At 46.3% G+C, this 19,387-nt stretch carries 15 protein-coding genes and 1 pseudogene; 7 read left to right on the top strand and 9 right to left on the bottom strand.

Going from position 1 to position 19,387, the window contains the following annotated elements:
* The first annotated feature begins 94 nt into the window (after nucleotides 1-94).
* Nucleotides 95-565, top strand: a complete 471-nt coding sequence (locus BST99_RS10205; RefSeq protein ID WP_105001713.1) for a CBS domain-containing protein — start codon at nucleotides 95-97, stop codon at nucleotides 563-565.
* Here BST99_RS10205 and BST99_RS14490 read toward each other — a convergent pair.
* Nucleotides 552-929: a hypothetical protein gene (locus BST99_RS14490; protein ID WP_105001712.1), complete on the bottom strand. Its 378-nt coding sequence runs from the start codon at nucleotides 927-929 to the stop codon at nucleotides 552-554. The genes BST99_RS10205 and BST99_RS14490 overlap by 14 nt on opposite strands.
* Nucleotides 930-1,179: 250 nt before the next feature.
* Between BST99_RS14490 and BST99_RS10195 the strand changes: the two genes are divergently transcribed.
* Entirely contained in the window at nucleotides 1,180-1,551 is a 372-nt protein-coding gene (locus BST99_RS10195) for a single-stranded DNA-binding protein (RefSeq protein WP_105001711.1), read from the top strand.
* Here the strand turns inward: BST99_RS10195 and BST99_RS10190 are convergent.
* From BST99_RS10190 to BST99_RS10165, 6 genes are all read right to left on the bottom strand, one after another.
* The gene (locus BST99_RS10190) at nucleotides 1,548-2,450 is read right to left on the bottom strand and encodes a histone deacetylase family protein (protein WP_105001710.1); all 903 of its coding nucleotides are present in this window, start codon (nucleotides 2,448-2,450) and stop codon (nucleotides 1,548-1,550) included. The two genes, BST99_RS10195 and BST99_RS10190, sit on opposite strands and share 4 nt — an antisense overlap.
* 6 nt (nucleotides 2,451-2,456) lie before the next feature.
* Nucleotides 2,457-4,820 carry a hypothetical protein gene (locus tag BST99_RS10185; RefSeq protein WP_146106270.1) on the bottom strand — a complete coding sequence of 788 codons (2,364 nt, stop codon included), beginning with the start codon at nucleotides 4,818-4,820 and terminating at the stop codon, nucleotides 2,457-2,459.
* A gap of 29 nt (nucleotides 4,821-4,849) precedes the next feature.
* A complete protein-coding gene (locus BST99_RS10180) occupies nucleotides 4,850-5,371 on the bottom strand; it encodes a ferritin (RefSeq protein WP_105001708.1) in 522 nt (173 codons plus the stop codon).
* An 11-nt stretch (nucleotides 5,372-5,382) separates the two neighbouring features.
* The gene (gene metG, locus BST99_RS10175) at nucleotides 5,383-7,446 is read right to left on the bottom strand and encodes a methionine--tRNA ligase (RefSeq protein ID WP_105001707.1); all 2,064 of its coding nucleotides are present in this window, start codon (nucleotides 7,444-7,446) and stop codon (nucleotides 5,383-5,385) included.
* A 187-nt stretch (nucleotides 7,447-7,633) separates the two neighbouring features.
* Complete coding sequence (locus BST99_RS10170) at nucleotides 7,634-9,337, bottom strand: DUF1501 domain-containing protein (protein WP_105001706.1); 1,704 nt, start codon at nucleotides 9,335-9,337, stop codon at nucleotides 7,634-7,636.
* Between the two features lie 10 nt (nucleotides 9,338-9,347).
* Nucleotides 9,348-10,856 (bottom strand): DUF1800 domain-containing protein, encoded by a 1,509-nt coding sequence (locus BST99_RS10165; RefSeq protein WP_105001705.1) that lies wholly within the window; start codon nucleotides 10,854-10,856, stop codon nucleotides 9,348-9,350.
* Between the two features lie 117 nt (nucleotides 10,857-10,973).
* Here BST99_RS10165 and BST99_RS15120 point away from each other — a divergent pair, with 117 nt between their 5' ends.
* The 4 genes from BST99_RS15120 to BST99_RS14680 all read left to right on the top strand — a co-directional run bounded on the left by BST99_RS15120 (nucleotide 10,974) and on the right by BST99_RS14680 (nucleotide 14,123).
* The gene (locus BST99_RS15120; RefSeq protein ID WP_105001704.1) at nucleotides 10,974-11,363 is read left to right on the top strand and encodes a YraN family protein; all 390 of its coding nucleotides are present in this window, start codon (nucleotides 10,974-10,976) and stop codon (nucleotides 11,361-11,363) included.
* Between the two features lie 55 nt (nucleotides 11,364-11,418).
* On the top strand, nucleotides 11,419-12,078 hold the full coding sequence (locus tag BST99_RS10155; RefSeq protein WP_105001703.1) for an aspartate kinase: 660 nt from the start codon (nucleotides 11,419-11,421) through the stop codon (nucleotides 12,076-12,078).
* A gap of 66 nt (nucleotides 12,079-12,144) precedes the next feature.
* Nucleotides 12,145-13,917, top strand: coding sequence for a DUF3352 domain-containing protein (locus BST99_RS10150; protein ID WP_245916235.1), 1,773 nt, complete (start codon nucleotides 12,145-12,147; stop codon nucleotides 13,915-13,917).
* Nucleotides 13,890-14,123, top strand: a complete 234-nt coding sequence (locus BST99_RS14680) for a toxin-antitoxin system YwqK family antitoxin (RefSeq protein WP_245916234.1) — start codon at nucleotides 13,890-13,892, stop codon at nucleotides 14,121-14,123. The genes BST99_RS10150 and BST99_RS14680 overlap by 28 nt, the downstream gene beginning before the upstream one ends.
* A 1-nt stretch (nucleotide 14,124) precedes the next feature.
* Here the strand turns inward: BST99_RS14680 and BST99_RS10145 are convergent, their stop codons facing one another.
* Nucleotides 14,125-14,715: a hypothetical protein gene (locus BST99_RS10145; protein WP_105001702.1), complete on the bottom strand. Its 591-nt coding sequence runs from the start codon at nucleotides 14,713-14,715 to the stop codon at nucleotides 14,125-14,127.
* A 166-nt stretch (nucleotides 14,716-14,881) separates the two neighbouring features.
* On the opposite strand from BST99_RS10145, the gene BST99_RS10140 reads away from it, so the two are divergent.
* The gene (locus BST99_RS10140) at nucleotides 14,882-16,030 is read left to right on the top strand and encodes a serine hydrolase domain-containing protein (RefSeq protein WP_394335614.1); all 1,149 of its coding nucleotides are present in this window, start codon (nucleotides 14,882-14,884) and stop codon (nucleotides 16,028-16,030) included.
* Here the strand turns inward: BST99_RS10140 and mfd are convergent.
* Nucleotides 16,027-19,379: pseudogene (mfd, locus tag BST99_RS10135) on the bottom strand (transcription-repair coupling factor). The gene BST99_RS10140 and the pseudogene mfd overlap by 4 nt on opposite strands.
* Nucleotides 19,380-19,387: the final 8 nt, after the last annotated feature.

The raw sequence follows: 19,387 nt of genomic DNA, 5'->3' as shown, positions 1-19,387 counted from the left end.
GCCTGTTGCGTGATTTGGATCGCAATTACAAGTTAAAAATAAAGATTTAACAAAAAATCATTAAATTAGAAAGAAACCTTCAACAAGTAAGATTATGGGAATCAAGAGTTTTCAAGGAGCCAGAGCCAAAGCCGAGCCGAAGACCACCATAGAAGCACCCATTTTGGTGTCAGATTATATGACAACCAAATTGGTGACCTTTTTGCCGGATCAATCGATTCTAGAGGTGATGGAAGCCTTTGCGAAACATCATATTTCCGGTGGTCCTGTAGTAGATGATGCCGGTTTTTTGGTCGGAATTATCTCGGAAGCCGATTGTTTGAAGCAAATTTCCGAAAGTCGCTATTTCAACCAGCCTATTCTGGATAAACGTGTAGATAGTTACATGTCCAAAGAGGTGGAAACCATCCCTCATGACATGAGTATTTTTGATGCGGCCGAGCGCTTTATCAAGAATAACCGCCGCCGACTACCGGTCATGAAAAATGACATTATGGTGGGTCAAATATCCCGCAAGGATATTGTCATCGCTGCCCTAAAACTCAGCGGAGTCAACTGGAAATAGCCAAAGGCCGTTTGTCTTTGTGAACGATAAGAAGCCGATTGGCTTCAAGTAGACGGTAGCCTACATCGTAGATGTAATAATAGTTTTGACCACGGGTCAGTCGGAGTATTTCGGTCAGGAAACCAAAATCAAATCCCAGTTGTATAAGCTGTTCACGTCCGATTACTCTGCGTGCTTTGGATCCGAGTATTTCCTTTAGTATTTGCCTGTTTCTCTGCAGTTTCTGGTGCGTTGCATAACGAACCCTATTCCTTTTTTGGTGTTTTCGATTGTGGTACGTATTGCGGCAATAGTCCCCACAAAACCTTTTATCAGACCGGCCCTTAAGCGGGGAATTGCATTCTTCACACCGTCTTTGATTCATGCCTCTTCATCTTTAGGGGCAAAGATGTACCGCCTCACTGCAATTATGAAGTAGGCTCTTCTGAATTGGTCAATATGATGAGGGCGCGTAGGGCTACCATTTCTTTTTATTCGGGCTATTCATTTCTAAATACTATTAAGTGTAAATAAATGTATTTAAGTGTTTTATGGACGATTGTTCAGCGTTGTTTCCGGAGGTTTGTCTTGTATTTAGCGAGTGAAACGCTTTTAATTAAAACAGAGTAAATAGTATGAGAAACAAGGTGCAGTTAATTGGAAATCTAGGGGCAGATCCGGAGGTGGTTACTTATGAGAATGGGTCAAAAAGGGCAAAGTTTTCTATGGCCACAAATGAAGTCTATCGCAATGGCGAAGGCGAAAAGCAAACCGACACTCAATGGCATCAGGTCGTTGCCTGGGGGCGCTTGGCTGATTTAGCGGAGTCTTATCTGTTTAAAGGAAAAGAGGTTGGTGTTGAAGGGAAGTTAATGACTCGTTCCTATCTAACAGATAAGGATGAGAAACGTTACTTTACCGAGATCCGATGTGACGAATTGCTACTCCTAGGGAGGTCAACAGTCGCCTTAGAACAGGCCAGTGTTTTGGATGAAACTGAAATCTAGAAATAGATTTCCTGTGCAAGTCGATACGTATTGCAGTGGGCACGAACAATGTGTTTGATTTCGGGGGAGTACCCTCCCCCCATACTGCATTGGACAGGAATTCCAGCCTCGTGGCATGCTTTGAGAACCATTTCGTCTCGCTTTTCGCAACCTTCCATGGTCATTCCTAGAGTGCCCAGTTTATCGGTTTCCAGAACATCCACCCCACATAAATAAAAAACGAATTGGGGGTCGCATTCTGTGAATAGCTTATGGAGGGCTTTTTCTAGGATATCGAGGTAGGTTTTATCAGGTGTGCCTTTTTCTAAAGGGATATCCCAGTCCGAAACTTCTTTCCTAAAGGGGTAATTGGCTTGGCCGTGCATCGAAAAGGTGTATACCCGCTCGTCATCCTGGAAGATTTCGGCAGTGCCATTGCCCTGATGAACATCAAGATCGATAACCAAAATTCTGCTTAAGTCTTTCTCATTGAGAAGATGGTAAGCCGCTATAGCTTGATCATTCAATAGGCAGAAGGCTTCACCGTGCCCTCGGAAGGCATGGTGGGTGCCTCCGGCAATATTCATGGCAACACCGTGTTGAAGGGCAAATTCACATCCTTTAATGGTACCATCGGCTATGATGAATTCTCTTTCAATGAGATGGGAGCTCAAAGGGAAACCAATTTTGCGAACCTCGCTGGGCTTTAGTTCTTCTGCAACAAGCTTCTCAACATAAGAAAGGTCATGTGCCGGTAAAACCGTTTGAAGTACCGGTTTCTCCGGACGGAAGAAATTTTCGGTTTCACATATGCCTTCATAGAGCAACTGTTCCGGGATAAGATCGTACTTCTCCATCGGAAATCGGTGTCCCTCTGGAAGCGGTAGTCGGTAGATCGGATGATGTGCTATTTTCAGCAATAGAACCTAGGGCGTTTGTGGAAGAGTTAATAGATGACTGTAGGGCCTACCATTAAATACGCCTTGCAAATCGATGTTGATCTCTGAAACGTTTGATCTGGGGATGCGCAGACGGGCCTTACCAGCGGAATCCAATTCAATTTCAGGACTCCACAACAGGGTTCCATATCGCAAGAAAGAAGCACTGTTGTAGGATTCAAATTGAGGAGCGTAATACTCTTGAGGGGTCGTAAAGGTGAGCGGAATACTATAGGATGATTTAACCGCCTCGGCATTGGATTTAATGGTGAGGACTTTCGCAGGGTCCGTATAGATTTTAATAACTCCTCCTCCAAAGCGAAGTCCACCTCCGATACCGGATTTATTGACGACGATATAGTCAACAACATCCATACGGAACTGGTAGAGATTGCTGTAGTCTGTAAGTAAGATGTCGTCCAATAGAATAGCCGGAGTGGCATTATTTGGACTGTTGGGCACACGAGCAGAGATCTCAAAGCGACCATTGAGTTCGTTAACGACAAAACCACGAGTACTGAGGTAAGTGGAAAGCAGTTGACTTCTTCTAGGATCATCGGGTTCAAAGAAATCGACGTTTCCAAAGGCACTGACATTTCTGATTTTTTCACGTCGTTTTTCAACCTTGGATTCTGTCACAACAACTTCATCGAGCTGGCGGACATTGTTAAAGGCTGAAATATCTAGAGAGGGCAGGTCTTCATCGCTTGCTTTTCGGTTCCAAAGGTCTGGAAGTAAGAAAGTTTTGTTTAGCGCTACCTCGGGTATTTCGGAGGGTTTAAATTGCAAATAGACCCCAGGCTTTGTAAAGCCTCCTTTGGTCTGAACCTGGGAGATGGAGATTTTTTCGTCTTGAATTGGAAAGAGGTAATCCAAATTCATGATGTTTTGACCTTCATCATTCTTGAGTATCGCAGACTTGTGATTGGTCAGAGGGTATACAAAATACTTTTGTCCTGAATCGTTGTTGTCGGTAAGGACCAAGCTGATTCCTTTTTCAAAAGTGAAGAGTTCCTCTGGGGTTTTGTTGGCGATGGTATTCCAATCGTAGGCGCTCCAGCCCTGAATCATCATGACCAGATCGAGCTCATACCATTTCTTGGGTGTAGGGTCATTGAAATAGTATTGGGCATTCTGAACAGGTGTTTTCAGATGAGGTGCCAGATGAGTGAAAGAAGTCAGGGTGTGTTGACTATTGGAAGAAATGCTGGTGGCGGGTTGAATGGCTATACTTAGGGAAGAGGTTTCTGTTGCTGTGTAGCCGGCCAAAGCAATATCAATGTCTAAGGAGTCTTTTCCTTGTACTGGGCGAATATCAAAGGCGGTCTCTGGGTTCTGCCAACCGTAGTTGTTAAAATACAGTCTTTCCAATACAGGATTGCCTTTACTGTCAAATACGGTTAGGATGTTTACCCCCGGGAAAAGGTCTTTCTTGATCAAAGCAAGAACAGCTTCTCGACTCTTGTTGAACTGAACAGGTACACCAGTGATTTTACTTCCATTGTGGATGGTGAGGGTGTACTCTTCAGAAATTTCTTTGCTGGAGCTCAAGCGAACGAGTACTTCATCCCTCATTTCCTGCACCTTGATTCCGGTGCCGGTAGGCTGAATATTGGGAATGGGTAAATTTCTGGTTTGCCCTTCGTAGGTATATTCCACCTGGTACTGGGTGCCCGCTTGAGGGGTGAGAATGAATTTACCCAGGCCTAAGGCGTTGACCTTAAAGGTGGTGACTTCTTGTTTGTCCTGGTTAAGCACCCGACCGGTAACTCCATCAAGACCGTAACCTTGGCTATCTTTAAAGGCCAAACCAAAAACGCTTTCTACTCCCACTGGAGCATGTCCACCTTCCGGTAAAACATGAGCGATAATCTCACTTCTAATCTGTTTGTTCTCTTCCACCTTGGTTTGAGGATCGACCACAAGAATGGATTGCTCAAAATGATTGCTTTCCTGAAAATTGAGCATATAGTTGGTGTATGCCCTAAGGGTATATTCTCCTGGAGAAAAGACACTATCGAGTTGGATGGCACCAGCAGCGGTACCTTTTTGTACCCACAGTAAGTCACTCTTGACCGTTTTTCCATTCTCGTCTTTGATGGTGAGATAGAGGTTGGTGGTTTTTTCGGAGAGTTCCATACTGGCCTTATCCAAGACGTACGCCTTAAATCCTAGAGGTTCACCAGCGAGATAGACGGACTTGTTCAGGTGAACAAAAGCTACTTCCCTCGGTAATTCGACATAGGATTCAAATTGTTTGAGGAGGTCCATGACGGACTGTCCCCGGCTCAAGCCCGTAAAAAGCAAGAGTAGGCAGAGGAGAAATCCCCCGTTTCGAGATGCAATGTGCATAATTTAAGGTTTAGGCGGGGGGAATTGATTTACATGGCCGAGCCGTCGGTAGCGGCACTTTCTACAGTGAGTTTTTCAATATCGCGATCAAAGAGATAAAGACCTCCTTTGTCGTTCCCGATCAAGTTGATTTTGTCCAAAGCTGTTCGTGCTAAGGCTTCTTCCTCAATCTGTTCGGCAACATACCACTGCAGGAAATTATGTGTCGCGTAGTCTTTTTCATCCAGGGTCACCTGAACGAGCTCGTTAATGCTTTGAGAAACGAAAATTTCGTGGTCGAGAAGTTTCTGAAATACTTCAGGAAGTGTTCCAAAATCTTTTGCGGGCTCTTTGAGATCCGTAATGATCGCATGACCTCCACGCTCGTTCACGTACTTGACCAATTTAAGCATGTGCATGCGTTCCTCGTCCGAGTGGCCGTACATAAATCCAGCCACACCACTAAGGCCTTGAACTTCTGCCCAGGAGGCCATAGCCAGGTATATCTGAGACGATTCCGCTTCAATGCGGATTTGTTTGTTAAGTGCTTTTTCTAAGTTTTTAGATAACATAGCGTTCTGTTTTATGAAATGGTTTTGCCAGGGGCAACATCGTTTTCTGCAGGCTGAACAAAGACCAGCTTTCCTTCGGCATTTTCTGTCATCAAAATCATCCCTTGGCTTTCGACTCCTCTTAACTTTCGAGGAGCTAGGTTGATCAAAACAGTGACCTGTTGACCGACGATGTCTTCGGGTTTAAAGCTTTGAGCTATGCCCGAGACAATGGTTCTGGTGTCCAGTCCGGTATCGACCTTTAAGACCAATAATTTATCGGCCTTCGGCATTTTTTCTGCTTCAATAATCGTACCGACCCGCATGTCCAATTTGGTAAAATCATCAAATTGGATGGTTTCTTTTTGTTCCTCGAGATTAGTCGTAGAAGCTTCGTTCATCTTACGGGTATTTTCTAGTTTTTGAAGCTGGGCTTCGATCGTTTTGTCTTCTATTTTTTGGAAGAGCAATTGGTTTTCTTTGATCTGATTTCCGGAGGGTAGTAAGGCCTGATTCTGCTGTACCGATTCCCAATTGAAATCCGGAGAAAGATCCAGCATTGTTTTCAGCTTTTGCGCTGTAAAGGGAAGGAAAGGCTCCGAGAGCACTCCCAAAGCAGCCGCCACTTGGAGGGCTACGTAGAGGATGGTTTGGGTGCGTTCCGGATTCTCCTTGACCAACTTCCAAGGTTCTTCGTCTGCCAGGTATTTGTTTCCTAATCGGGCCAAATTCATCAGTACCTGACTCGCTTCTCTAAAACGGTAACGGTCCAGGGAATCCATGAGTTCTGCCGGATACTTCCTGATTTCGTTCAGTACTTGCTGATCGCTTTCACTCAGCTCGTTGGAGGGTGGCACTATGCCCTGGTAGTATTTGTGGGTCAAAACGGTTACGCGATTGACGAAGTTGCCGTAGATGGCCACCAGTTCGTTGTTGTTGCGCGCTTGAAAATCTTTCCAGGTAAAATCGTTGTCTTTGGACTCGGGCGCATTGGCGGTCAAGGCATAACGCAAAGCATCTTGCTGTCCTGGGAAGTCCACTAGGTACTCATGTAACCAAACAGCCCAGTTCTTCGAAGTCGAAAGTTTTTGCCCCTCGAGATTGAGGAACTCATTGGCTGGCACATTTTTGGGTAGTACATAATCCCCGTGAGCTTTCAGCATACTCGGAAAGATGATGCAGTGAAAAACAATGTTGTCTTTCCCGATGAAGTGGACCAATTCCGTCTCTGGGTCAAGCCAGTAGGGTTTCCAGTCTTTTCCGTTTTCTTGGGCCCACTCTTTGGTCGAAGAGATGTAGCCAATGGGGGCGTCAAACCACACATAAAGTACTTTCCCTTCGGCATCCGCTAGAGGAACGGGAATACCCCAATCGAGATCGCGGGTAACCGCGCGGGGCCTTAAGCCTTCTTCGATCCAGGATTTACACTGGCCGTATACATTGGGTTTCCAATCTTTTTTATGTCCTTCTAGAATCCATTCCCGCAAAAAGTCCTCGTGTTTGTCTAAGGGCAAAAACCAGTGTTTGGTTTTTTTCAACGTGGGTTTGCTTCCGGTAAGGGTAGACTTTGGATTGATCAGTTCGGTGGCGTTCAAAGAGGATCCGCAGTTTTCGCATTGGTCTCCATAGGCCTCTTCATGACCGCACTTGGGGCAGGTTCCCGTCACAAAGCGATCGGCTAAAAACTGATTGGCCTCCTGATCAAAAAGCTGCTCTGTTGTTTCTTCAATGAATTCCTGTTTGTCGTCCAGATTTTTAAAGAATTCAGATGCCGTTTGGTGATGTATAGGCGCGGAAGTGCGCGAATAGTGGTCGAATGAAATACCAAATTCTTCAAAGGATTCCTTAATCAGTGGATGGTATTTGTCGATGATTTCTCGTGGGCTAACGCCTTCTTTTTTCGCCTTCATCGGGATGGCTACCCCGTGTTCATCAGAACCACAGATATAAATAACATCACGCCCTAAACCGCGCAAGTAGCGAGCATAGATGTCGCCAGGGACATAAACCCCAGCGAGGTGGCCAATATGGATAGGCCCATTCGTGTAGGGAAGGGCGGCGGTAAGGGTATAGCGTTTTGGATGTTGGGCTGCCATGTAGTTTCTGAGTAGAATCGCGAAAAAAGCGAGATAAATTTCAGGCAAAAATACGCAATACTAGGCTTATGCCGGCCTTTGTCAGGGGTGATAAGCGGAAGGTTTCAGAAATAAAAAACCCCCGGAAGTAGTACCGATTTGGGGCGGGGAGGTACGCTTCACAGGGGTTACACAATGTAGGATGGTCCTACATAATCATTACAGACTTACTCATCTTTTGGTCTTGAACCTGAATACGGTAGATGTATTTACCGGTCGAGAGTCGGTTTTGTACCCGTTCTCTGATGTTGATTTCGATCGGTCCTTCAAATACCATTTCGTTAAAGACTGTTCCCACATGCTGACCAAGGATATTGAACAGCTGGATGTCTAAGTGCCCGGCAAAAGGCATCTGGACATAGATATGGGGATTTTGGTCCGAGGGGTAATAAGGCTGGTGAACCACGGTATTGCCCAACTCAGGATTCGGATCAGTGCCGTCGCTGGGTGGGGTGTCGGGCAAATCTGGTGGATCATCGCTGTATACAATATCGTCAAAGGGCTCGCCGCTGCAATTGAACCCAAGATCAATACGATTGAAATTATAGCCCAACAAGTGTTGGTCTACTTGAACCTTAGGAACACAGAGCCATTCGTGCAGAACGGTGCCATAGAGGTCCCTGAAATCCATGGTGTATTCCAGGTTTCCTCGGCCGTTCGGTGCATCGAGATCCGGGTGATCTCCGACAAAGGCACTGCCGTTTAATCCCGATCCAAAGAAGAGCGTTGGTGCTGCTTTTCCGTGGTCCGTTCCATTGGATCCGTTTTCGAAAATTCGGCGACCGAATTCCGAAAAAGTCATGCTGAGCACCTGACGGTCTTGTTCAGTGAAGGCCAGGTCTCGGTAAAAGGCTTCGATGGCGATGGTCAGATTAGACATCAGGCGTTCGTGGGCCAGGGGTTGATTTCCGTGAGTGTCAAAACCACCCATAGAAATCATGTAGACTTTGGTTCCTAGATTTCCTTTGATCAAACGTGCTAATAGAGCCAATTGTCGGGCAAATCCATTGTCTTGGTACTCGACCTGGTTTTGTCCGCGTTCATATGCTGCGTTTATCAAGCCGGAGTATTCATAGGTTGTATTCGCTACTCCGCGAAGGAAGCGCAACTGATCTCCGTACATGCAACTGTCAAAAATGGCCTGGTTCAGGTCGTAAAAAGTACCTGTGGCTGCGATTTCTTCCAGTTGATCAATGTTATTGGTTACGAAGGCGTAATTCGTTTCTTCTCCCTGGAAAACCAAGTTCGAGATACTTCCGATTTGAATGGCCGCAGGGGATTCAGGTGGATTAATCAGATAATCCGGGAAACAAGTTTCAAAATGTCGTCCCATCCAACCGGTATCCAATCCGCTGAAACCCGTGGAGGTCAAATCCGTATTGGCGTAGATATCAGATCCGGTAAAGTGAGATAAACTCTGGTTTTCGTATCCGACTCCGTGAACGGCTTTGAATTGGCCTTCGCCCCACATGGGTTCCAAGGAATTCATGTAAGTAGGGATCCCGAAATCATCCGTCAGTTTTAAGATCTTACTCTCTGGAATATAGATATTCGGGCGGGCATTGGCATAGGTATCGTATTGCTCAATAGGAATGACGGTACTCAAACCGTCGTTTCCGCCATTGAGGCGAACAAGGATGAGAATGTTGTCGGTTTCGCTATCTCCTAAGGCCGACATCAGTGGGGAAGGAGCGGATGCGCTGAGCATTTGGTTGCTCAACATCATGGATCCGGAACCAGCGATTCCGAGGGCCTGTAAAAAGGAGCGGCGGCTCCAGGCTTTATGTTCTTGGTGGTGACCTTCGTGCTCGAGGCCTTTATGGGGTTCAGAAGTATGATGAGTATCACACATAGCAGTAGGATTATTTGAGTTGGAATTCAGGTTCGCGACTAAGATGCCTCATGAGGGTGTACACCATCAGGGGTGACTCCATACTCACAGCGAGCATCCATAAACTCAATCCTCCATCGACATAATCGGGAGAGTAATAGTTTTCAGGGACATCGTCAATCTTAAAAGCATCGACGGCGTTCTGAAAATCTTGCTCAGTCAGTAGTCCTTTGGGTAGAAATTTATCGACCAATGCTCGGACGACGGTTTCTGGATTACTGGTATTGCTATCTGCGGGCCCAACAGCCTCCATAGCCAGGTCCCTGAATAGTTCGGGATTTAGTTGGTAATAACGCTCCAAGAATACCTCCATGGTGAGCCAACGACCGATGATGTAGTTGGTGTTGATCCACTGGCGGTCTCTTTGCCATCCGGCTACATCCACAGGGTCGAACATGGTTTGCCCTATTAAGCGGCAAGCGTCAATCACGTTGAGGACGGTACTGTCATCATAAGGAAAATTCGTTTCCTTCATGAAGTTGAGGTATATGTCAAAAGGGCTTTTGATAATGACACCGATAGCGTCGTCGTCAAAGAAGTGTTGACTCTTGAATAACTGGCTCATTACCGGCGCCAACTCAAAGTCATTGGCGATAAAGGTAGCGGCCATTCCACTGATAATCGTTTCGGCATTGCCGTCGTCATCAGAAGAATCTGGGTGCACAAAGAACTCGTAAAGCTTGGTGCAAATAAAGGTGGCTATTTCATTGGGCCTTTCTTCAAAAAGGATATCGATAACATCGTCGTATCCCCAGGTTCCGGTACGACCCAATATTGTCTTTTCTCCAGCATCGTGGCGATCTGCTCTGTAATTCACGGGAGAACATCCCACTTCACCGCGATCGGTATATCCTGAAAGTGCTCGGGCGGTTTCAATGATATCGTCCTCGGTATAACCGTTGCCCTCACCCAAAGTAAAGAGTTCGAAAAGCTCTCGGGCGTAGTTTTCGTTCGGATTGTTTCCGTTGTTGAAAGCACCATCGAGGTAATACAGCATGGCGCTGGTCAGTCCAACCTCACTGACAAAGGTCTTGAAATTACCCAAGGCATTGCGCTGTAGGCAATTGATGTAGTAATACAAATAAGAATTACAGTTGTACACATCTCTTTCGGTAACAAAATGGTTGCTCCAAAAGAAACTCAAACGATCCAGAAGTCCATTCGACAACATCGCATTCCCGTAAGAGGTTGCAAACTCTTCTAATTGTGCGCGGAATACCGCGCGTTGAAGGTCCTCATCTTCAGGATAGTCGTCCACGGTCCAATCAGCCCAGAGAGGCGGAGCAATAGGCGTTGCTGCCTGCGCGTCCGCAATGATTTGATTGACCAGGGCATCTGCACTTGAGCCTGTTCCAGCATCAATCGTCGCCTGGTTGGCACTGAAGCCAATTCTTCTGTACAAATGGGATACCTGCCTGGACTCAAGTGAGTCGGTGTGAAGTGCCAGACTGGAAGTGTTACAATTAACAAAAAATTCCATAGACAGTAGGTTGATTACATACAAGCATAGTTACTCTTTTAACTATGTGTTTGGGCGGTGCTGGTTTATTGCATACCCAATTTATAGTATTAGAACGTTTTAGACGCTGAATCGCATATTTTTTCGATAAAATGCGCAAATGGAGTAGGAAAAATCGTAATACCACGAAATTTAGGGGCAGGAGGGGAGCGCATTGCCGAGCTGTTTTTACGGCTTTTGGGCCTCACTTTTATCGGTCGTGACAGGCGTTATGGCCCCTGTCAGGTAGATCTGTTATTTCGGGACGGGAAGACTTTGGTTCTTGTAGAAGTAAAAACGGCGAGTGGAAGTCCGTTGGCATCAAAGAGTCAGCAACTTAAATACACCCAACGTAACTGCCTTCGAAGAGCGGCTAGACAGTCCCTAAGGGAACACCCTTGGGCGATAGAAGTTCGATTGGATCTGTTGTTCCTGGAAGTGCGAGGAACGGGCCTGATTTTGAAATATGAACCGGATTGTTTCTACTAAATATTAACACTGTGTTTTTTATATAACAACCTGTTGTTTTTTGTACTTTTACAGGATGAAAACGATCTCTTCTGCTGTTGAACATTTTATTCACCGCAAGCCCTTCCTGCAGACTGCATTAGCGCAGGGGATTATTAATTTAACTTCCCTCAGCCGGCAGATCAAGCCCGAGATCGAGCTAGAAATGGGCAAGACCGTCCGGGACGGAGCAATCATCATGGCCCTCAAGCGACTTTCTGAAAACCTGGAATTTCGTGCGACCCACCGCATTGTTAAGGTCTTGAAGGGTATTGGAGAAATCACGGTGCGCTCTTCCTTAAGTGATTACACCTTTTTGGCTTCGGAAACGATTTTGCCTTTGCAGGCGAAACTCTTGGAAGAGGTCAACAGAGAGAAGAGTGTTTTTTATACCTCTTCACGTGGTGTAAACGAGATCAATATTGTGATTAGTAACAGTATGGATGCCAAGGTCGATGCCCTCTTTCAAGGAGAGAGACGGACCCAAAAGGCCGAGAATCTTTCCTCCGTTACCGTAAAATTACCCTCAGAGAATGTGTCCGTTCCCGGGATCTATTACTTTATTTTTCAGCGCCTGGCCTGGGAGGGAATTACCTTGTATGAGGTCATTTCAACCACGAATGAATTTACCATTTTGGTGAGCGAAGATCAAGTCGATAAAGCCTTTACTACAATCAAGAGTCTCAAGGATCTCTAAGCAAGAATTTTGAAGAAACATCGTTACATTTAGTACGAATACGCTTCGAATTCAACGAGAACCGAAATGACGAAAAAAAGAATCCTGTTCGTACTGCTAGGGGTTATTATGGCCTATGCTGCCTATCTGTTGTACGTTTTTGTCTTATCCCCATCCAACAATTTGCAGCCCCTTTATCTGATTCCCAAGGATGCCGTTTTTGTGCTCCAAAGTGATCAGCCTGTCGAAAATTGGCAAGAAATACGCGGGAGTGATGCCTGGAAGCACTTGAACCGAAATGCCTATTTCAGTGAGATTACCGAGGGTATTCAAAAGATGGACACGGTGTTTAACAACCGGAAGAACCTCTTTGATCTCTTTGGGGATCGATCTCTGTATCTGTCGATCCACATGATCTCTCAGTCCGAATACGGCATTCTCTACACCGTGGATCTCAAACGAATCGCGAAGCTGAAAATGCTGAAAACCTATTTGGAAACAATCTTAAACGACAACTTTACCCTCAGTAAGAGAGCCTATAACGATCAGGAAATTCTGGAGGTTTTCAGTAAACAAACCGGTAATATTCTCTACCTCTCCTTTGTTCGGAATCAGATGATCGCGAGTTATACGCACACCTTGGTAGAAGCCTCTATCGATCAGTACCAATCGCCAACGCTAGGACGGGACCTGAATTTTTTAAAAGTGAAAGGAGAGCTGGGCACCAGCGAAGATATTCACCTTTACATCCAGTATGATTACCTGGATGACTACTCCCTGAGTTTTGCTACCAATCCTCCCCCGGCGATCAAGCACTTGACCGAAAACTATTTGTTTTCGGGCTTTCGTTTTGATCTTAGCGATCCGAGTACCATCAGTGCTCGGGGGTTTACTAACATTACCGAAAACAACCAAACCTATTTAAAAGCGCTTCAGAAATCAGGGACTGCTAAGCGGACAATCGCCTCAATTGCACCCAAGAGAACCGCCGTTTATCTCAGTTATGGATTTGAAGATTTCCCGACTTTTCACGAGAATTTTCAGGAGCTAAAACAGGCAGATCCGGCTGTTTTTGAGCTTTACGACAAAGGGGTAAAAGACATTGAGAAATTCCTCAAGATTGATGTAGAACAGGACTTTGCCAGTTGGATTGGTAATGAAATCGGGGTTTTACAAATTCAGTCGACCATCGAAAAAGGAACGAATGATTTGGCCCTGGTGATCAAGACCGATAGTGTTGAACTGGCCGAAAAGAAACTCGGTTTCATCTTATCGCAAATCAAAAAGCGGACTCCGGTCAAGTTCAAGGCCATCGATTACCGGGATCACCGCATACACTTCTTGTCCATCAAAGGGTTTTTTAAACTCTTTCTCGGGAAACTCTTTGCCGATTTCGACAAGCCCTATTACACCATCATCGATGATTATGTGGTCTTTAGCAATCAACCCAATACACTAAAGGGAATTATCGATGCCTACGTCGAAATCGAGACCCTGGATACCTCGGAGGACTACCAAAAATTCATTACTTATTTTGAGGAGGAGTCGGCTGTTTTTGCCTATGTCAATACGCCCATACTGTACGAGAATATGTATGCTTTGGCCAATGAAGAGACTCGGGCCCAGATGCAGAAAAACAAGGACTATATCATCTGCTTTCCACAAGTAGGATTTGAGCTTTTACCGGAAGAAAATCTTTTTGAAAGCGCCTTGGTAATCAACTACCAGGATGCTTCAGAAGTCAAGAAGAAAAGTCAGTTTAGGCAACAGCAGCTCCGCTTTGATCAACCGGCTTCGAGTGCGCCAAGCTACTCACCGATGCCGTTTTTAATGTGCCGAGGATTTACCCTTCGGATCTGAATGCCAAGTCTTTTGAAAAGAAATACGCCTCCGGTAAAAGGCGATTTAAAGTGCACCTGAAGGATGGCAAAAAGCACGGCCGATACGAGGCCTATTATCCGGATGGCACCCTCAAACTCAAAGGGCGCTACCGCAAGGATAAACAAATAGGTCTTTGGAAGTACTACAACCCTGAAGGAGAGTTGGTGCGTAAAAAGCGTTTCTAAATTACTCTATGGCGAAACGGTAGACCAGCCCGGCGCTGTGAACTAAGTGGTTGTTTCCTTGAATGGCCATCGAAAATTTGCCGGTAGAATTCAGTAGGATGGCACAGCGATCTGAGATCCAAAAATGGGCTCCAGCAACTGTGTTCAAAGTGCCTTGACTTTTTTTGTTTGCTCGGGTAAAGCCCGTGCCAATGCCTAAATAGGGATCAAAAAATCGTCCCCATCCCAGAAAATTGTTGAAGTGAAAGACTGCATTGACATCCATGCTCCAGTAGTTCCGGTTGTTGTCGAGTACACTTCCGTCTACAATCTTTCCTTCTGAATACACGGAATAGGCTCCTTGAACTTGAAAAGAGAGATTTTTTCCGGTACGGCGACTCAAAGCAATACGACTCGGATAAGGCAAGATTTGCCAATGATCTTCGACATTGACCGGGTCACTGATAAAGCGACCGGAGTCATCGATGGCGAGGTAATCTACACTGATTTGCCAATAAGTCTCTTGTACGGAATGCCATTTGGGAATTTCTACCCGCTGTCCGAAGACGAGAAGTGGCCAAAACAGGAGAAGCGAAAGGATTGTTCTGTACACAATGGATTGTATTAGGACTATACCTAAGGAACAACTTGATCTGAAGGAGCCCTAGTGGAAACCGATGTACCGCATGGATTTTTCGCTTAAAGGGGGTCTTTTGTTCTTTATGCTGATCTTTTCCTACAGTTGATTTCGTCGTATCTTTCCACAAAGCACTCAAAGTATGCGATTAATGGCGATGCTAGCGCTGCTGGCGACTCTACAACTACAGGCACAGGACCTGGTCTTTCCTGATCGAAATCAATCCTTTCCGGAAGCCGAAACAAAGCTCAAAAAGAAGTTTGATACCCAAGCCCTGGTCAAAGCCGTTTCCTTTGCCGAGCAGAACGAATACACGGGTTCAAGGGATTTGCGCATTGCCATTCTCAAAGGATTTGAGAAAGAGCCCTACCACCAAATTTTGGGCCCCACAAAAAAGAGGGGAGGACCTGCGGGCATTATCCTATACAAGGGTCGAACTATTACCCAATGGGGTGATTTGAAACGAGTCGATATGACCTTCAGCGTTACCAAAAGTTTCTTGTCCACCGTCGCGGGATTGGCGGTCGACCAAGGCCTGATCAGCAGCACCTCGAACAAGGTTGGGGAGCAAATATGGGATGGTACTTTTGAAGGACCTCACAATGCCAAGATCGAATGGAAGCACCTTCTACAACAGAACTCTGCCTGGTCAGGTACTCTTTGGGGAATCAAGGACTGGGCTGACCGACCACCGCGTGAGGGCAGTACAGATGATTGGCGATTTACCAAGCCAGTAGAGCCGGGAACGGTTATGGAGTACAACGATGTGCGAGTGAATGTGCTGGCCTATTCTCTAACCCAGGTATGGCGTAAACCCCTGCCTCAGGTGTTGAAGGAAGAACTCATGGACAAAATTGGCGCATCGACTACCTGGCGCTGGTTTGGTTACAAAGATGCCTGGACTACCATTGACGGAAGACAGATGAAATCGGTTACCGGAGGAGGACATTCCGGGGGAGGAATCTTTATCAATACGGAAGATATGGCCCGTTTTGGGATGCTCTTTTTGAACCAAGGCAAATGGAAAGATCAACAACTACTGAGTGAATCCTGGATTGCTGAAGCCCTAACCCCATCCCAGCCGAATCCAAGTTACGGTTACCTCTGGTGGTTGAATAAGGAAGGAAGACGTCAGTGGAAAGGAGTTCCCGAGCACTTGTTTTATGCAGCAGGATTCGGCGGCAATTTTATTGTGGTGGATCAAAAGAATGATTTGGTCATCGTAACCCGCTGGTTGGAGCCCTCCAAAATGGGGGAGTTTATGGCCAAGGTGTACGAGTCTTTACGCTAAGAGCTCACAGCCTTCTCCTTTTCCGGGACTAGAGGTTTCAGCCCTCTTATGGCGTCCTGAACGCTACGTACCTGGTCAATCACCAAAAGCAAACGCAATCCGCTGCGGGTCTGCTTTTCTTTGAGCTGAAGAGCACGGGGATTGGCCTGCACATACTGTAAAATTTTGGTGAAGCGAGGACTTTGAAAGTATTCGGATTGTTGATCGGCCAAGAAGTAACCCAAAAGTTTCCCTTTCTTCATAATGACCCGTTCCAGACCCAAATAGGTGGCCCACCATTTTATTCTAACGGAGTCCAATAGGGCCTCTGCGGGAGCTGGAAGGGCACCAAAACGATCGATGAGTTTTTGGCGGTAGACCTCCAATTCTTCATCGTTTTTCACCTCATTCAGGTCGGTGTACAGGGTAAGTCGCTCACTGATATTGTTGATGTAGTCATCCGGGAAGAGCAATTCAAAATCCGTATCGAGTTGGGTTTCCTTGACGAACTCTTTGGTGGTTTTGCCCTCCACTTCCTCGTAGAGTTCTTTGAATTCGTTGTCCTTGAGTTCCTCAATGGCTTCGCTCAGGATTTTCTGGTAGGTTTCGAAACCAATTTCATTGATAAAACCACTTTGCTCCCCGCCCAAAAGGTCACCAGCCCCTCGAATTTCTAGATCCTTCATTGCGATATTGAAGCCGCTACCCAGATCAGTAAACTGTTCCAGGGCCTCAATACGCTTACGGGCTTCCGGCGTCATGGATTCGTAGCCCGGGGTGATAAAGTAACAGAATGCTCTTTTGTTGCTTCGCCCGACACGACCGCGCATTTGATGCAGATCGCTTAATCCGAACTGATGAGCGTTGTGAATAAAAATGGTATTGGCATTGCTCACATCCAAGCCGCTTTCGACAATGGTGGTCGAAACCAAGACGTCAAAGCGTCCGGCCATAAAGTCGAGCATCAATTCTTCCAATTTTTTCCCGTCCATCTGCCCGTGCCCTACGCGGATTTTGGCGTCTGGAACCAGGCGTTGGATCATCCCGGCCACTTCCTGAATATTTTCTACCCTGTTGTGGATAAAGAAGACCTGACCTCCCCGCTGAATCTCGTAAGAGACCCCATCGCGGATGATCTCTTCTTGCAGGCGAATCACCCGGCTGTCAATGGGGAAACGATTCGGTGGTGGGGTATTGATGACCGAAAGATCCCGGGCCGCCATCAAACTGAATTGAAGGGTTCTAGGAATAGGGGTAGCGGTCAAGGTCAGCACGTCCACATTTTCTTTGATAGATTTGAGTTTGTCCTTTACGGCAACCCCAAATTTTTGTTCCTCATCCACGATGAGCAAGCCCAAATCCTTGAATTGAACTTGTTTGCTCACCAATTGATGGGTTCCGATAAGGATGTCTAGGCGGCCATTGGCTAAACGCTCTAGCACGTCTTTTTTCTCTTTGGACGTCCTAAAACGGTTCAGGTAATCGACTTGCACAGGCAGATCAGCCATGCGCTTGCGGAAGGTATTGGCGTGCTGAAAAGCCAAGATGGTCGTCGGGACCAACACGGCAACCTGCTTGCCGTTATCTACCGCTTTGAAGGCTGCACGGATAGCGATTTCGGTCTTTCCAAATCCAACATCTCCACAGATAAGACGATCCATTGGCCGCTCACTTTCCATGTCTTTTTTGACATCTAGGGTGGCTTTTTCCTGATCCGGGGTGTCTTCAAACAAAAAGGAGGCTTCCAGTTCGTGTTGCAGATAGGAATCCGGGGCGTATTGATAGCCTTTGCGTAAACGTCTTTTGGCGTAGACCTGAATGAGGTTAAAAGCAATTTTCTTAACCCTGGATTTGGTTTTCTGTTTGAGCTTTTTCCAGGCGGCAGAACCTAATTTGAACAATTTTGGAGTAGTGCCATCCTTGCCGTTGTACTTGCTGATCTTGTGAATAGAGTGGATGCTGACATACAGGATGTCGCGATCCCCATAGATGAGCTTGATCGCCTCCTGTTTCTTGCCTTCTACCTCAATCTTCTGAAGGCCGCCGAACTTTCCGATCCCGTGGTCGATGTGGGTGACAAAATCCCCCATCTCCAATTTATTGAGTTCTTTTAGGGTGATGGCCTGTTGTTTGGCATAGCCATTCTTCAGTTTGAACTTGTGGTAGCGTTCAAAAAGTTGGTGGTCGGTGTAGAGCGCAATGCCCGCTTGCTGATCAATAAAACCGGCGTAGAGCGGGCACACCAAGGTGGAATAAGGCACGTCCCCTTTGCCTTCAGCAAATATATCGGCCAATCGCTGGGCCTGTTGAGGAGTGGCGCAACTGATGGTGTTGGTCAGACTCTCTTCTGTGTTTTCAATCAGGTTGGATCGCAGCAGGTCAAAACGCTTATTGAAAGAGGGTTGTGGTTTTTGTTGCCACTGAATCTCGGGTTCTTCGCTTTTCCACTCGATCCGACTAAAGCTTTCCCATTGCTTTTCGGCACTTTGGCCATCCAAAAAGAGATCGGCAGGCTTGGTGTGCTCTATGGGACTTTGCAGCTTTTCAAAAGCTTCTTCGGCCTTCACAAAAAGGGCGTTCAGGCTGGCCCGGATTTGGCCGTAATGAAAGGCGCACAGTACTGTTTCTGAAGGTAAGTGCTTAAAAAAGGATTCACGACTCTCACCGCTGACCTTGTTCTCTACATTGGGTACCAGACTGATGCTTTTGACCTTTTCTTCGGATAACTGGGTCTCGACATCAAAGGTGCGCATACTGTCTACCTCGTCTCCAAAGAACTCGATTCGGTAGGGCAGGTCGTGGGAATAAGAGAACACATCGACAATTCCTCCTCGTACCGAAAATTCCCCTGGCTGGGTGACAAAGTCTACCCGTTTGAAATGGTATTCAAAGAGGGTTTCGTTCAAAAAGTCGAGGCTCAGGGCGTCGCCTACAGAAAGTTTCAGCCGGTTCTTTTCGAACTCCTTCCGGGTGATGACCTTTTCGAGTAGGGCTTCCGGATAGGTGACCAGCAACAACTTTTCTTTTGCGCTTTGCAAGCGACTGAGGACTTCTGCTCGCAACAAGACATTGGCGTTGTCGGTCTCTTCGATTTCATAGGGCCGTCGGTAACTCGCTGGATAGAACAAGACCTGCGCTTTGGGCAGCAACTGTTCCAAATCGTTGAGGTAGTAGGCAGCTTCTTCCTTATCTGAGCAGATCAGGAGAATGCTCTCTTCCTGTTTTTGAAAGATACTTTTGGCCAAAAAGACACACCAGAACCCACCAAACCACTGCTTGGGATCGCTCTTCCTTTTTGGCTTAGAAGCTTGAGAAGGTCTTGAGTTGGTGTTGAATTCGTAAAGGCCTGGGTGATCAGATCGACAGACAAGGGATCGA

The organism is Aureicoccus marinus (genome assembly GCF_002954325.1).
Lineage (GTDB): Bacteria > Bacteroidota > Bacteroidia > Flavobacteriales > Flavobacteriaceae > Aureicoccus > Aureicoccus marinus.
This window is presented reverse-complemented; position numbering and strand designations above follow the sequence as displayed.